At 39.0% G+C, this 15,685-nt stretch carries 15 protein-coding genes; 2 read left to right on the forward strand and 13 right to left on the reverse strand.

Annotated features, from left to right (window positions below):
- Positions 1 to 116: 116 nt before the first annotated feature.
- Complete coding sequence (gene guaA / locus J0J35_RS04230) at positions 117 to 1,658, forward strand: glutamine-hydrolyzing GMP synthase (RefSeq protein ID WP_017370164.1); 1,542 nt, start codon at positions 117 to 119, stop codon at positions 1,656 to 1,658.
- Between the two features lie 213 nt (positions 1,659 to 1,871).
- Here the strand turns inward: guaA and J0J35_RS04235 are convergent, their stop codons facing one another.
- From J0J35_RS04235 to J0J35_RS04290, 12 genes are all read right to left on the reverse strand, one after another.
- Positions 1,872 to 2,222 (reverse strand): YxeA family protein, encoded by a 351-nt coding sequence (locus J0J35_RS04235; RefSeq protein WP_019292345.1) that lies wholly within the window; start codon positions 2,220 to 2,222, stop codon positions 1,872 to 1,874.
- Between the two features lie 133 nt (positions 2,223 to 2,355).
- Complete coding sequence (locus J0J35_RS04240; protein WP_014024946.1) at positions 2,356 to 2,781, reverse strand: universal stress protein; 426 nt, start codon at positions 2,779 to 2,781, stop codon at positions 2,356 to 2,358.
- Between the two features lie 133 nt (positions 2,782 to 2,914).
- Positions 2,915 to 3,508, reverse strand: a complete 594-nt coding sequence (locus J0J35_RS04245) for a flavin reductase family protein (RefSeq protein WP_019292346.1) — start codon at positions 3,506 to 3,508, stop codon at positions 2,915 to 2,917.
- On the reverse strand, positions 3,495 to 4,718 hold the full coding sequence (locus J0J35_RS04250; protein WP_206917933.1) for a VOC family protein: 1,224 nt from the start codon (positions 4,716 to 4,718) through the stop codon (positions 3,495 to 3,497). The genes J0J35_RS04245 and J0J35_RS04250 overlap by 14 nt, the downstream gene beginning before the upstream one ends.
- Positions 4,719 to 4,757: 39 nt before the next feature.
- A complete protein-coding gene (locus J0J35_RS04255; RefSeq protein WP_242534092.1) occupies positions 4,758 to 5,540 on the reverse strand; it encodes a hypothetical protein in 783 nt (260 codons plus the stop codon).
- Between the two features lie 42 nt (positions 5,541 to 5,582).
- Positions 5,583 to 6,701 (reverse strand): 5-(carboxyamino)imidazole ribonucleotide synthase, encoded by a 1,119-nt coding sequence (gene purK, locus J0J35_RS04260; protein ID WP_206917935.1) that lies wholly within the window; start codon positions 6,699 to 6,701, stop codon positions 5,583 to 5,585.
- A 122-nt stretch (positions 6,702 to 6,823) separates the two neighbouring features.
- Positions 6,824 to 7,309, reverse strand: a complete 486-nt coding sequence (gene purE, locus J0J35_RS04265) for a 5-(carboxyamino)imidazole ribonucleotide mutase (protein WP_165716886.1) — start codon at positions 7,307 to 7,309, stop codon at positions 6,824 to 6,826.
- A 2-nt stretch (positions 7,310 to 7,311) separates the two neighbouring features.
- On the reverse strand, positions 7,312 to 8,544 hold the full coding sequence (gene purD / locus J0J35_RS04270; RefSeq protein ID WP_206917937.1) for a phosphoribosylamine--glycine ligase: 1,233 nt from the start codon (positions 8,542 to 8,544) through the stop codon (positions 7,312 to 7,314).
- A gap of 103 nt (positions 8,545 to 8,647) precedes the next feature.
- A complete protein-coding gene (locus J0J35_RS04275; RefSeq protein ID WP_019293382.1) occupies positions 8,648 to 9,340 on the reverse strand; it encodes a YjjG family noncanonical pyrimidine nucleotidase in 693 nt (230 codons plus the stop codon).
- An 86-nt stretch (positions 9,341 to 9,426) separates the two neighbouring features.
- Positions 9,427 to 11,037 carry an alpha,alpha-phosphotrehalase gene (gene treC, locus J0J35_RS04280; RefSeq protein WP_206917940.1) on the reverse strand — a complete coding sequence of 537 codons (1,611 nt, stop codon included), beginning with the start codon at positions 11,035 to 11,037 and terminating at the stop codon, positions 9,427 to 9,429.
- Positions 11,038 to 11,056: 19 nt separating this feature from the next.
- On the reverse strand, positions 11,057 to 12,601 hold the full coding sequence (locus tag J0J35_RS04285; RefSeq protein WP_019292355.1) for a PTS transporter subunit EIIC: 1,545 nt from the start codon (positions 12,599 to 12,601) through the stop codon (positions 11,057 to 11,059).
- A gap of 12 nt (positions 12,602 to 12,613) precedes the next feature.
- A complete protein-coding gene (locus J0J35_RS04290; protein ID WP_019292356.1) occupies positions 12,614 to 13,099 on the reverse strand; it encodes a PTS glucose transporter subunit IIA in 486 nt (161 codons plus the stop codon).
- Between the two features lie 129 nt (positions 13,100 to 13,228).
- Between J0J35_RS04290 and treR the strand changes: the two genes are divergently transcribed.
- Positions 13,229 to 13,945 (forward strand): trehalose operon repressor, encoded by a 717-nt coding sequence (treR, locus tag J0J35_RS04295; RefSeq protein ID WP_019293567.1) that lies wholly within the window; start codon positions 13,229 to 13,231, stop codon positions 13,943 to 13,945.
- Between the two features lie 121 nt (positions 13,946 to 14,066).
- On the opposite strand, the gene J0J35_RS04300 is transcribed toward treR, so the two are convergent.
- Positions 14,067 to 15,671 (reverse strand): hypothetical protein, encoded by a 1,605-nt coding sequence (locus tag J0J35_RS04300; RefSeq protein ID WP_206917942.1) that lies wholly within the window; start codon positions 15,669 to 15,671, stop codon positions 14,067 to 14,069.
- Positions 15,672 to 15,685: the final 14 nt, after the last annotated feature.

Below are 15,685 nucleotides of genomic sequence, written 5' to 3' on the forward strand. Positions count from 1 at the left end.
AAAAACATAACATTAATTTACTCTTTAATTAAAAATGCTGTATTTTTGTATCAAACGTTTTTATAATCCGTTCTTTTATGATAAAATATTTTAATATTAATTTTTAGGAGGCCCACTTGTCTGATAAACAACTTGAAAAAATTATCGTTCTTGACTATGGTAGTCAATATAATCAATTGATTGCGCGTCGCATTCGTGAAATCGGTGTTTTCTCAGAGCTGATGAGTCACAAAGTCACAGCTCAAGAAATCCGTGAAATAAACCCTTTGGGGATTGTACTTTCTGGGGGTCCTAACTCTGTTTACGACGAGGGTTCATTTGATATTGATCCTGAAATTTTCGAACTTGGATTACCTATTTTAGGTATCTGCTATGGTATGCAACTGATTAGTCACAAATTAGGTGGTAAAGTTGAGAGTGCTTCTGAAAGCGAATATGGTGTTGCACCTATCGAACTTAAAGCAAAATCTGAACTTTTCGCTCATACTCCTGAAACACAAGATGTTCTCATGAGCCACGGTGACCGTGTTGTTGAAATCCCTGAAGGCTTCCATGTGGTTGCTACTTCTCCAAATAGCCCATTTGCAGCGGTTGAAAACACAGAACGTAACATTTACGGTATTCAATTCCACCCTGAAGTACGTCACTCTGTATACGGAACAGATATGCTTCGCAACTTTGCTTTAAATATTTGTGGCGCTAAAGGTGATTGGTCAATGGAGAGCTTCATTGACATGCAAATTGAAAAAATCCGTGAACAAGTGGGAGACAAAAAAGTCTTGCTTGGTCTCTCTGGTGGTGTAGACTCATCTGTAGTTGGTGTGCTCTTACAACGTGCTATCGGTGACCAATTGACTTCAATCTTTGTGGACCATGGTTTCCTTCGTAAAGGCGAGGGTGATCAAGTGATGAACATGTTGGGAGACAAATTCGGCTTAAATATTATCCGTGTTAATGCTGAAGAACGTTTCATGAATAAGTTAGCTGGTGTGTCTGATCCAGAGAAAAAACGTAAAATCATCGGTAACGAATTTGTTTACGTCTTTGATGATGAAGCTTCTAAACTTAAAGATGTTAAATTCCTCGCTCAAGGTACCCTTTATACAGATGTCATCGAGTCAGGAACAGATACTGCTCAAACAATCAAATCACATCACAATGTTGGCGGCTTGCCAGAAGATATGCAGTTCGAATTGATTGAACCTTTAAATACTCTCTTCAAAGACGAAGTTCGTGCCCTTGGTACAGAACTTGGTATGCCTGATGAGATTGTATGGCGTCAACCATTCCCAGGACCTGGTCTTGCCATTCGTGTTATGGGTGACTTGACACCTGAGAAAATCGCGGTCGTCCGTGATTCAGATGCTATTCTTCGTGAAGAAATCGCTGCTGCTGGATTAGACCGTGATGTATGGCAATATTTCACTGTTAATACTGGCGTTCGTTCAGTCGGTGTAATGGGCGATATTCGTACTTATGACTATACACTCGCTATCCGTGCCATCACTTCTATCGATGGTATGACAGCAGAGTTCGCCAAACTTCCATGGGATGTTTTACAAAAAATTTCAGTACGTATCGTTAATGAAGTGGATCATATCAACCGCGTCGTCTACGATATTACCTCTAAACCACCTGCAACTGTTGAGTGGGAATAATTCCTAGGTAAAATAAATAAAATAGAAATAAAAAACCGCTCAACAGAGCGGTTTTTCTTTTGTCTGAATCATTAAATTTGGCACAAAATAATCCCCCAACCTTATTGCTGAGGGATAGAGTTTATTATTTTTTACACTGCTATTATAACATCAAGAAAGCGTTATCGCAAGTGTTAAATAATTTATTTTATCAAAGAATTAATGCAAGTTAACTTAAGCTTTTTCAAGTTCGAACAGGGGGTTTTTAGGAATTTCTTGCTTTTTAACTTCTTTCCAACTCAAAACACCTTTTTTCTTATTGGTTACGACTTTCAAATAGTCATAATGTTTTAAACTATATTGTGCCGTAAGCTTTATTTCTTGCGATTTTCCTTTTTCATCAAATCCAATGACGGAATATTTATATTTTGTAACGTGACCATTATCCGATTTTTTCATTTCAATTTTTTCATCTTCTTGAATTTTCACGAATAAATTCTTGCCACCATGCTCTGAATTGTGCCATACAGAATTTCCAACTATTAAAACTATAATTGCAACCAGGCCAAATACAACTCTTTTCATTATAAAATCCTTTTACTTATTTTTCCTGTAAAAACTATTATATAATGCTTCGCCTTTTTTTTTAAGGAAAACGACTCAGAATTAAGAAAAAATTTTATAAGCAAAAAAGCCCTCCTTGGGAGGGCTTTTTTGCTTATTTGACAACCATAACGTTACAACGCGCATGATCAATAACATATGCTGTTGTAGAACCAACTAATAAACGGTCAAAGGCGCCTTTACCAGTAACACCAATAACGATCAAATCAATATCATTTGCTTGAGCAAAATCAACGATTTCTTTTTTGGGGGAACCTTCCACTCGATATGCCTTAAACTCTACCTGTTTCTTGATAATTTCAGAAGCTCTTTCAATGATTGCCCGTGATTGCTCTTCTAAATTTTCCAAGATAAGTGGTACACCATAAGCTGAACCATAAAGTCGCACATCGTCTTTGACATTCAAAACAAATAGCGATGTTTCATTGCGTGCTGCAATTTTTACAGCTTCACGTACTGCTTTGTCAGATTGTTCTGAACCATCAACAGCTACCAAAATGTTTTTGTATTTTTCTCTCATAAAAAGCCTCCCTTTTCTAAAATTATCAATTTAATTTCTCTATAATTATATTTTAAATTAAAAAGAGAGAAAAAGATAATAATATGGTTGGAAAATTAAAGAAAAATTTAGTTTCTACTTTAATTAGAAGCACTTACTTTGTTGGTCGTGTAATTTCAAATGTATGACCTAAGCTCGTATAGGCTCTCCCTGACAAGCGCGCAATGGGATCAAGTTCTTTCGCTTTAATATAGAGTCTTTCCTCATCAATGACAGAATCATCCATAAGAATATTTTTTACTTCTAAGAGCATTAATTGGCTTGTTTTTCCTACTGGAATATGCTGATGGAGCACAACCTCTAAACGGGCTTTAGCATTTTCTATAGCAGGTACTTTTACTTCTTCTGATGCTGTAATTTTAATGTCGAATTTTTCAATTTCACTTTCTGTAGCAGTGAGAGGTGCTGATGTTTGATTCATGGCTTCAACATTATCCATATTGACCAGATGGATGACACCTTCCTTTGTTTCCAAAAGGTTTCTAACAGAATCTTTCATCTCTGTCATAGCAATGGATACAATGACTGGATCTTTTGATACGACGTTAAAAAAACTAAAGGGCGCTGCGTTGACAAGCCCTGTAGAATTTTGGGTTGTCAACCATGCAATCGGTCTTGGAATAACGAGTCCTGAAATTAATTTGTAAGCATCAGTACTGCTCATATCTTCTGGTTTAAATACTTTCATTCTTTCTCCCTATACGACGTTCTTTAATTTTTTCCATGGTCCACAGTGGTTCTAATTTTCTATCTCGAAATGCATCTGACGTATCCAAACGTCGTAAAGCAGCTGCAGTTCGTGCCTTTTCCGCTTCTGCTCCTGGAAAGAGATGCGGAGGCAAACTTAGTGAGAGACCTGCCTCGTCTGAAGTCTCATCTATCCAAAAGCCTGAGGTTACGAGCGCTTCTTCGTAACTATCAACCTTGGCTTGCCCGGATCGTACCATATCTAAGGCAGCAATACCCGGAGTATCTGTAGCGATTTCGAAAAGCACACCGGGTGCAACATTTACATATTCACTGGAAAAATAAAAACGTTCTACGAATCCCGAGTGAGGCATCATATAAGATTTGACACGCTCAATCCAATATCTAAGGGTATCAGGATTAGCTGTACGAAAAGCGACATGATGAACCGTGCCATAGCCTTGATATGCTCTCTGTGATTCTTTATCCTGATCAATGATAATAGAAGCACCATTGCCCCCCTTCGCTACCTCAAAAAGAGTGAAATTATTTTCAGTCGCACTCTTGCGAAATCCAAAAACTTCTGCGAGCAATTGATGAATAATATTTACTTCTGCGAGCTTAATGAAAACAGGTCCTAAGCCTACAATAGCATGCTCAACTTCTACATTTGAAAGTTGCCAAGGTTTACCTGGAGCAAGGACACCTTGATTTTTTTCGTCGGAAATCAATTGGTACCGCTGACCATCAAAATCCTCAAACTCAAGATATTTTTTACCAAAGCGTTCTGCCACCAAACCATGTGGCACAGCTGCCGCTTCAAATCTTTGATGCCAGTATTCTAAAGATATATCTTGAGCAACACGAAAAGAAATACGGTCAATGCTATTGATGCCGTGGCTACCTGCACCTATTCCAGGGAAATCAAAAAATGTCATATCCGTTCCAGGATTTCCCTCTTCATCCGTAAAATAAAGGTGATAGGTGTCGTAGTCATCCTGATTAACGGTAAGTTTTGCCAGTCGCAGTCCTAAAATATTTGTAAAAAAATCATAGGTCTTTTGGGCACTTGAAGTAATCGCCGTAACATGGTGTATCCCTCCCAGTGCAAATTCTGAATTTAGTTTTGTCATAATTATTTTCCTTGAGTTAGTGTTTACACTTGTAAATCTTATCTTCATTATATCATGTCTTACATAATTTTCAAGCAACTTGCATTAAAAAAATGCCTCTCTTCTGAGACACATTTTCTATATTTTAAAATAATTTAAGAGGAGCTGGCAAAAGTACAGTTCTGTTAAGCTTCCTGCCACTTGTTCTTGCTTTATCTTTTTAAGAAGCTCGTTGAGTACTTCTGCTTTTTTATAAGAAGATATTGTATCGATTCCTTTTTGAAAAAGCTCCTGCTCTTCAGATATAGGGATACTTTTCCTTTTTTCTAAAAGAGTAACAACCCTAGAGGCTTGATTTCTTAAGTCGGTGTGTCGCGTAACATTGCTAAAGATTTCTTCTAAGTGAGTGGCTGCCTCGATACATAGATTCTTTCCCATCACTCCATTTAAATTTGAACATATTATACCTTGTTCCCAAACGTTTAAAACTCGTGCTGCGGCTGAAGTGAAGAGCAGACTAAACTGACAAATTTCCTCTGTCCGTAAATAAAAGATATAAGCCATCTGTAATGTATACGCTAACTGATAAATTTCCGAGCAACTTAAAGGATTGCACTTTGTTTTTAAAGAAGAATAATTTGCATTGATAAACTCAAAATGTAGCTTTAATAAGTGGACGATGATATCCCTAATTTTTTCATCATGTGAAGCCAGCGGCACAAATAAAGTTGCCTGCATAGCGGAATGTTGTAGCCAGAAAGTTGTCTCTCCTTGAAACAAGAGACCAAGCTTCGTTTTCTCTTGCTCTTCTAAATAACTTACCAGTCTATCTTTGAATATCCTGCGAAAAATAAGTGTCCATTCAGGATTTATTTCTTCACTCAGCGTTTCGATTCGAAAAATTGTTTTTCGACTTTCCATCGACAGCCTGATTGTGTGCATCCTCTTCTTCCTTCCTGTAAATCATTCCCATATTTTTAAACGGGATATTTCTTTCAGACTTTCTGTAAAATCATCTGTCAGTATCGTCACATGCCCCATTTTTCTATCGACCTTCGCTTCCAACTTTCCATAATCATGGATATGCCATTCAGGCCTTTTATGAGCCAATTGCTCCATTTGGGGAACATCTTGTCCCAGAATATTGAGCATAATGGCTTTTTTCAATAGGCGAGGTTGCGGCAATTCCTCGCCGAGAATTCCCTTGATATGTAAGTCAAATTGTGAAAAATCACAAGCCTCTATTGTATAGTGTCCCGAGTTATGGGGGCGTGGAGCAAGTTCGTTTACATAAATCTCGCCCGCTGCTGTCAGAAACATTTCTACACAAAGTGTCCCTGAAAGCTGGAGCTCTTTAGCTATCGCCAGCGCCAAACCTTTAGCCTTTTCGCTGACCTCAAGAGGTACGGGAGCAGGAGCAATGGTACGGTGTAAAATATTATTAATATGTTCATTTTGACAAAGGGGGAAGGTCACAAAATCCTTACCATTCCCACTAATAATTAAAGAAATCTCACAATCAAAATCAACAAATTCCTCCAGTACACATTCTGCACTCTCTGCTAACTTCATGGCCTCTTTCAAATCCTCATCAGATTTCAAAACAACTTGACCGTGTCCATCATAGCCGCCCATTGTTGTTTTTAATACTTGTTTTTTTGTTACTTGCTCTGGAAGATCTTGAGCATTTTCTACGAGTTTCCACGGGGCTATTTTCACGCCACATTGTTCTAAAAACTCTTTTTCTAACCGGCGATTTTGCGTGATTTCTAATAATCGAATGCCTTGCGGAATAGCAACACAGGCATCAAGCTGATGTAAACCGCTAGCCGATACATTTTCAAACTCATAGGTTATCAGATCACAAGCATAAGCTAGCTTAAGAAGCGCATCAACATCATCATATTCCGCAATAATCAACTCATCCGAACACTTTGCTGCGGAACAGTTCGGATTTGGATCGAGTGTAATCACTTTATGGCCCATATATTGTGCAGAAATAGCCATCATTTGGCCCAACTGCCCACCACCAATAATTCCAATTGTTTTTTTCTTATGTTGCATATTCTTATTATAGGCCATTTTTCTTTGTTCTCCCTATTCTTTTCGGATAGTTTAAAAATAAATCCGCATATTATCCGGATTTTTGTTTACTAAAATCAAAATATTTTTACAAATATTACGCTCGTTTTTAAATTAAAAGTTTACAACAATTCTTTAGTTGAAGAGACTGATATATCGGCTGCTTCTTTTCTATATTTTTTCAATTTTTCTACTAAGCTTTTATCAGCAAGTGCCAAAATCTGAATAGCATAGAGAGCTGCATTTTTGGCTCCTGAAGTGCCTATAGCCATACTAGCAACAGGAACTCCACCTGGCATCTGGACGATGGAGTAAAGGCTATCTAAGCCAGATAAGGCACGTGACTGAATAGGCACACCAATAACAGGAAGAAGTGTCATTGCAGCAACCATTCCAGGTAAATGTGCCGCACCTCCTGCACCAGCAATTATGAGTTTATAGCCTTGTTGCTCCGCATTTTTCGCAAAATTCATCATAATTTCTGGTGTCCGGTGAGCGGAAATGACCTTTTTATCAAAATCGATACCGAACTCTTCCAAAATATGAGTCGCTTGTTTCATTGTCTCCCAATCTGAAAGTGATCCCATAATTACTGCAACATCTGCCATTTTTATACTCCTTTATTTCCAATGTCTTTACGATAAAACATCCCTGTATTGTCTAACTTATCTAATTTCTCGTAAAGTGATTTTTGAATACTTTTTATCTCTTTGCCGGTTTCGGTAACCATGTATATGCGTCCCCCTTTTGAAAGGAGCTGACCATCTTTTCTTATAACCCCAGCATAATAACAGTTCAAATCCTGTAGCTCTGGTAGAACAACACTCTTTGTTGAAGCATCGGGATAACCCTGATTTGCTACAACTACTCCTAAGGTAACTTCTTCAGTATTACAGATCAAGTTTGGCTCACGTCCTTGTAAGATATCCATTATATTTTCAAAAAAATCACTGGTAATTGTTTCTAAAACCACTTGCGTTTCTGGGTCACCAAAGCGAGCATTAAATTCAATCGTTTTGACACCTTCGGATGTCAATATTAATCCGGCATAAAGAATACCAGTAAAAGGCTTATTCTCCGCCTCTAACCCAGCCACAGTTGGCTGAACAATTTTTTCTATGGCTTCTTGTACTACAGCTTTTGGAATATGAGGTACAGGTGCATAAGCACCCATCCCCCCTGTATTTGGCCCTCGATCACCATCAAAGGCACGTTTATGATCTTGCGCAATAGGTAACGGGTATATCTTTCCATCATGTACTAAGTTAAAAAGTGAAAACTCTTCGCCATCAAGGTATTCTTCTACCACAACTTTTGCTGCTTTTGTCTGGAAAATATCTTCTAAAGCAGCTTTTGCTGCTTCTAAATCCATGGCAACTGTGACGCCTTTTCCTGCAGCTAAGCCATCTGCCTTGATAACAATAGGTGCACCTTTTGTCTCAACGTAATTTAGAGCCTTTCCGAGATCCGTAAAACTCTCGTAGTCTGCTGTGGGTACGCCGTATTTTTTCATTATTGACTTAGCAAAAGTTTTACTGCCTTCGATTTGAGCAGCTTCAGCTCTCGGTCCAAATATAAGCAACCCTTCGTCTAAGAAAGCATCCACAATGCCGTTCATCAATGCTGTTTCTGGACCAACAAAAGTCAAGTCTACTTTTTTCTTCTTCGCAAAGTCTACCAATAGATGATTTTCAAGTTCGGAAATAGCTACATTTTCCAGCTTTTCCTCCGCCATACCCACATTTCCTGGGCAAATAAAAACTTTCTCTATTTTTTCACTTTTTGCAAATTTTCGTGCAAGTGCATGTTCACGCCCACCTGAGCCAACAACTAAAACCCTCATATTTCCTCACTTTCTTCTCACTTCTATCTTAAGATATTTAGAGAAAAAGAAAAAGCCCCAGGGGGCTTTTCTAAATATATTCTTATTCCATTGTTCGGAATTATCAAGCGAGGACAGGTAGAGAAGGTATTTCTAATAAATCTTCGATAACACAATCTGGTGTTAAATCTTTTTGCGCCTCTAAGTGTTTAGGATTATACCAAATTGTTTTAATACCTGCATTTTTTCCGCCTAGGATATCTGTGGCTAAGGTATCACCAACAATCGCAAAATCTTTATCCGCAGCATGATCGATATGTTCAAATACATAATCAAAGAATTCTTTTGATGGCTTGTGTTTTCCAATTTCTTCACTGATAAATATTTCTTTGAAATATCCGGCAATGCCAGACTCTAAAATTCGGGGACGAGAAACTTTTGATGTACCATTACTAACAATGTACATTTCTGTTGCTTCTTGCGCCAGGCAATCCAAAAGTTCCATAGCGTGGTCCATCAATTCATGACCTTGAGCCAAGTGAAGTTGGTAAGCTGCATCAACAGCCGAAGCATCGTAAGCTTCTTTAACTCCCAAAGCTCTAAAAGCATTAGCAAAACGTGTAGAAAGAAGCTCTTCACGACTGATTTCTCCTGCTTCATGACTTCGCCAAAGCGCTTTATTTTCACGTGAGTAGATGGCTCTGTTTTCTTTTGTATCTTCAATATGGTATTGCTCAAAGATTTTGCCTAAAGCCATGTACTCTGCCTTATCAAAATCAAGAAGTGTGTTGTCTATGTCAAAAAGTAATACAGTCATTTTCATCTCTTTCTAAAAATTTATGATAGCTCTAGTTTAACGATTTCATCGTATTTTTTCAACAAAAGAGACTTTTATAACGGTCACTATCTGGCTAATAAAGCAACCGACTGATAAGGTGCCAGTGTTTCAGACTTATATGAATCATAGTTATTAACGAAGACTTCTGCATCTTCAAAACCCTGTGGCAAAGTAAAGTTCACGCTGTGATTGGCAAAGTTATTCAGTACAAGTAAAAGTTGGCCTTTATATTCACGTACAAAAGCATAAATGTGCTCTGAATCTTTAAGTGCAGCTTTATAATCTCCCTCAGAAATAATTTTTTCCGTTTTTCGTAAACGAATCATTTCTTTATAGAAATTATAGATTTCTCCGTTTTTATCTCTTTTCAGATTAATGTCGGTATGTTTGCCCAACTTCAGCCATGGCTCTCCTTTGCTAAAGCCCGCATTTGCGCTATCGTCCCATTGCATCGGTGTTCTTGAATTGTCACGTGATTTACTGCTGATTATTTCAAACGCTTCGGATTCTGTTTTTCCTTGTTTCAAAAGTCTTTCGTAAGCATTCAAAGCTTCTAAATCTTGGTAATCAGCAACAGAATCATAGTCAGGATCAATCATACCAATTTCTTCACCCATATAAATAAAAGGTGTGCCACGGCTGAGATGAATCGCAGCAGCTAGCATTGTTGCTCCTTTTATACGGAAATTTTTCACATCCACAAAACGATTGAGCGCTCGAGGTTGATCATGATTATTCCAAAAAGTAGCATTCCAGCCGCCACCTTGTGACATTTTTTCGCCCCATTCATGGAAAAGCTCTTTGAGCGCTTGAAAATCAAGGGGAACTTTGGTCCATTTATCACCATCTTTGTAATCTGTTTTTAGATGATGGAAATTAAAAACCATACTGAGTTCTCTTCGCTCCGGTTGTGTATAGAGAATACTGTTTTCGATGGACGTTGAGCTCATTTCTCCCACAGTTATGGCATGTTCATCTTGGCCAAAAGTAGCAGCATTGAGCATTTTCAAATATTCATGCGTGATTGGTTTATCAGTGTACTCAAATTTCCCATCAAATTCTGGATTGTTTTTAAGTATTTCGTCTTTTCCAATAACGTTAATCACGTCAAAGCGAAAGCCTGATATACCTTTACCACGCCAAAAATTAACAACTTCAAACAGTTCTTTGCGAACATTGGGATTACGCCAATTTAAGTCGGCTTGAGAAATATCATAAAGATGAAGATAATATTTACCAGTATCGCCAAATGGCGCCCAAGCATTGCCACCAAATTTCGACACCCAATCCGTAGGTTCATCTCTAAGAATGAAGAAATCTTGGTAATATTTATCACCGGCAAGTGCTTTTTTAAACCATTCATGTTCTGTTGAAACATGATTCAAAACCATATCCAACATAAATTCAATACCTAACTCTTTACCACGTGCCACCATTTGGTCAAAATCTTTAAAATCACCAAATACTGGATCTATATTAGTATAGTCAGAAATATCATAACCATTATCTCTTTGCGGGCTGGGATAAAAAGGATTAAGCCAAATCATATCGATTCCTAATTCCGCCAAATAAGGTAATTTTTCCGTTACTCCTCTGAGATCACCAATACCATTTCCTGTAGTGTCTAAAAATGATTTAGGGTAAATTTGATAGATGACTTTTTCACTCAATGTCATAGTTTTTTCCTTTTGTTTCTTATTTATTTACGGCTGATTTAAAGACGTTTTTCTTTTCAAGTCCTGTTCCCATTGTATCTGAATCTTTAAAGCCAAAGAACCAAACCAATGTCATGGATACAACAATACAAACAGCTGTCGCAATCCAAAAATAGATAAAGTTGTTAGGGTTACCTGCAGCATGAGTCAAAGGATTTGTCGTTGCAGCAAAGTTAGGGAAACCAATAAGTGAGCCTGAGAAGCCATACATATGCAGATCAAATAAGCCCGCAACCGCAGCGCCTGCAGCTGCACCAATCGAACTCATAATGAAAACACGAATATATTTCAAGTTAATCCCATACATGGCTGGCTCAGTTACCCCACAAAAAGCCGAAATTGCAGCTGGTAAAGCTAACCCTTTGAGACTTTGTTGGCGTGTTTTGAGAAAGACAGCTAGAGCACCAGCACCTTGTGCTAACATTGTAAAGGAAACAATCATGTTAATGTTTGATTCTCCTGTTGTTACGATTTGTTGAGTCAAGATAGGAATAACCAACCAATGGAGGCCAAAGATAACTAGAACTTGGTAAAGTCCACCAATAATTGCTCCTGCTATTGTGAGATTAAGATTAATCAAGCCTGTAATGACTGAAGCAAGCGCAGAGGAAACAATACTAATTACGGGTCCTACCAACAAGAGTACCAATGAAGCCACAACAAAGAAAGTAATCATCGGTACAAAGATCGAACGAAGTGCTAAAGGCATGTGTTTCTTAAGCCAAGCACCGATTGGTTTAGCCATCCAAGCTGCTACAATAATCGGGAAAATAGTATAGGCATAATTGGGTAGACTAACAGGAATATTAAAATAACTTGTATTAAAAGTTACGCCAAATAATTCCATAACGACTGGTGCTTTTCCAGCTACAATCTCTCCCTTCTCAATAACATTAGGTGCTGCAACTAAGCCTTGTAAAGCAGGGTGAATCATAAATCCACCAACTGCAGCCACGACAAATGGGTCTGAACCTAACTGCTTAGCAGCGGCATAGCCGACCAAGACAGGAAGGAAGTAGAATGGTGCCATCGCCATTGTTGAAATAATAATATAGGTTGGATCTGTCGGACTAATAAGTTCAAAAATATGGTTTCCTTTAACAAACATGTTAAGAATCCCGTTAATCATACCACCAGCAGCTAATAAACCAATAATCGGCATCATTGATCCCGTAATTGTTCCAACTACAACTTGAAAAGCACGAATGATTGGATTTTTAGAAACTTTTGTTTCCTCGACTTCTTCACTACTTTCGCCATCCACTACACGACTGCCCAGCTGGGCCACAATTTCGTCATAGACATCCTCAACAGCTTGACCGATAACGACTTGGTACTGCCCCAGATTTGCATTGTAGACAACCCCGGCTACACCATCCATTGCTTCAAGTTTTTTATCGTCTGCTTTTTCTTTGTCGACTAAATAGAAACGTAAGCGTGTGATACAGTGAATCACCTTTGTGATATTTTCCTCACCACCAACAGCAGCAATAATTTCTGTTGCTAATTTTTTGTAATCTGCCATGATTTCTCCTTTTTATTTTGCAGTTGCTTGGCCCAACAGATCACCTGCTTGAGCAATTCCTTTTTTAACGGTAAGACTATCGAGCTTTTCATTTGTATTTGTAATTAAGACCATACTCGTAAGTGGTAAACCCGCTGCTTCCACTTCTTTCCAATTGACCTGTCCCAGAGCATCGCCGCCGTCGACTATATCGCCCACTTTAACCTTAATCTGAAAAGGTTGTCCATTTAAACTTACTGTATCAATTCCTAGATGAAGCAACACTTCTAAACCATCTGCGCGCGTGAAGCCGATAGCATGTCCTTGTACTAGACTGACTTCTCCTGCTACTGGACTGACAATGTCATTACTTGTGGGTTCAATAGCATAACCATCTCCCATAACTTTTTTGGCAAATACAGGGTCGGAAACCTTTTCCAAATCAATAACTGTACCCGCTAAAGGTGTATAAAGGTTCTTGTCCTCACTTACACTTTTTTTCTTTCCAAAACCAAACATTTTTATTCTCCTTTAATAAAAATAAACTGCAACTTGTACGTACAAGTTTATAATAGCAAAATGAAAGCGGTTTTGCAAGCGGTTATATTTTTACTTTAACTTAAAGTGCTTTTTTGTTACACTTAGGTTATGAAAAAGTACGAAATTATTCTTCGGGATTTGGAGAAAAAAATTCATGAAGGAAGATATCCCGAAAATGAGCTCTTGCCCAGTGAAAACCAGCTTACAGTGCTCTATCAAACAAGCCGTGCAACGGTACGACAAGCGCTCAAAATCTTGGAAGAAAACGGAATTATTCAACGCCGTCACGGCTTTGGCTCTATTGTTATTCCAAGAGAGAGATTGATGTTCCCCATTTCAGGGTTAACTTCTTTCAAAGAGCTCAAAGATTCTTTAAACTTCAGCTCAACCACTGAAATATTAATTTTTGAAAAAATAACTGTAGATAAAGACCTCTCAGAACTTTCTTTTTTTGAAGAAGGCTCTCAAGCTTTTCATATTCTCCGCCGACGAAATATTGATGAGCAGTTCGTTATCCTAGACCGCGACTATATTTTAGCTTCTGCAGCACCTGATATGACCAGAGAAAAAGTAAAGTCTTCTCTATATGCTTACCTTGAAGATCATGTTCATCTTGATATTTCATATGCTCAAAAAGAAATCACAATTGATTTTGTCAATGATGAAGATAAAACTTATTTGGATTTGAACCCTAAGGACCGCCATGTCGTCAGTGTGCGCAGTCATGTTTATCTCGCCAATAATAATGTTTTCCAGTATACGGAAAGCCGACATCAGGTAGATAAGTTTCGATTTACTGAATTTTCGAGACGGCAGAAGCATTGAGATGAGGTTGTGGGATTTCCTAAAAGAAGTTAGTACATGTAAAAACTCGAGAAAATGTAATTCTCGAGTTTTTGTGTATGATAGTTTATTGATGGATGATAAGGGCAGGGCGGACTCACCCTTAGGCTGTGCTAAGGTTTACGCCACCATTGCCACGCAACTGACCAACATAAATGCCAGAGTTCACGAGCCAAGCATTGCCGGGAGCACCAGGGGTACGTAGCCACCACCTGTTATTAAAACCTACACGACCAGCATGGTCTGGGAAAGCTAAGTCAGGTCCTGACAAGCGTGTCACATCAGCAAGCGATAGGGCAAAGGCACGCTTGACGCCATCTGGCACAACTCGTGTTATATCTTGATGAACATCTTGGTTGCTCAAGGCCACAAGATTAGAAGGCAACCAGCGTGTACCTCCTGTAAAATTAACAGAACCATCGATGACATTTCCTGTCGTAAAGCTAGAAGCTACAGGAGCCACAATATCTCGAACCTCTGGTGCAAGAGCCCCATACCAAGTCGTTAATTCGCCTTCTTGTTGAGCGAAAGAACGCTCACGGATAGGCTCGTTACGAATAATCATATGGTTGCCACTACCCATATCTTCCAAATAACGGTACTGCTGACCCGCCATAGTAAAGATACGTCCCGGTCTCATGATTGCAAAGTTGAATGCGCTAGGTGGTGAATCTCTATTCCAGCGTGGGTTGCCATCGCCTGCGACAACTTCCAGAAAGTCCGCTAAGCGTGTATCGTGGTGCCCTTGGTCATCATCTTCTAAAAACCTGTCAATGGTTAGAGGCGAGATGACTTGACTATCCACATGGATGGCATAATAGTAGGAACCATTGACAAAACTTCTTCTGACTACTTCATCTCTTACTACAGCTGCGTCAAGCAGGTAAGAGGTTGCCTCGTCTTGTTCCAACAATTCTGCCCAATAAGCCCATCCTGTATTGTGGTCCAGCACCCAGAAGTTGCCGAATCTTTGGTTAGGGTTTAATTGTTCCCATTGCTGAATGGTCATTGGTGGACGCTCTTGTCGGAGGTGTTGTTTTGTCTCTTGCATAATGGCTGCGCCCGGCCAAGTCCCTGTGTTCGTATAGGAGCTATTTGGACCAGTTTCAGTCCAGTAAGCATCTGTTCCATCTCCTGGATGTGTGGTGCCATCTGTTTCGCCATCCTTGGCACCATCCCCTTGGATATAGTCACGGGCATGGCCTGCGGCTGCTGTTTTCAAACTCTCAAGTTCATGGTTAAAGGTGGGCATATACCAAGGTGCTTCTTGCCCTGCACGCTGCCAGCCAAAAGTGAGGTTGATATAGTCATTGAAGGCTAGCGAGTCTCCTGTACGTACATTGATATCATTTTGTGCTGATCTGTAAGGTGTCCATGTCCGCGTATCATCACGTTCTGAATGTTCAACCACAGGGATGAAAACATCTTCGCCAAGTCTTTGAATAGCCATGTACTCCGACAGACGAATACGTACCATAATAGGCTCCTCTCCCTCGGCATCATGTCCGTAGTTTTCGGCAAAGATGTCCTTGTTGCCTGTATCTCTATTGTAATAATCATGAATACGGCCAGGAGCGTGGCTTCTGAAAGCATTAGCACGGTCATTGAGCGCCTGTTGGTTAAAAGCAGTATAAGCAAAGGTACCACCAATAAGTAGAGCTAGAGCCAATATAGCTATGGTTATCAACTTTCTTTTTCTTTGTCTCATTTCTCCTCACCTCG

The organism is Lactococcus sp. LG606 (assembly GCF_017309645.1).
In the GTDB taxonomy this organism is placed as follows: domain Bacteria; phylum Bacillota; class Bacilli; order Lactobacillales; family Streptococcaceae; genus Lactococcus; species Lactococcus petauri.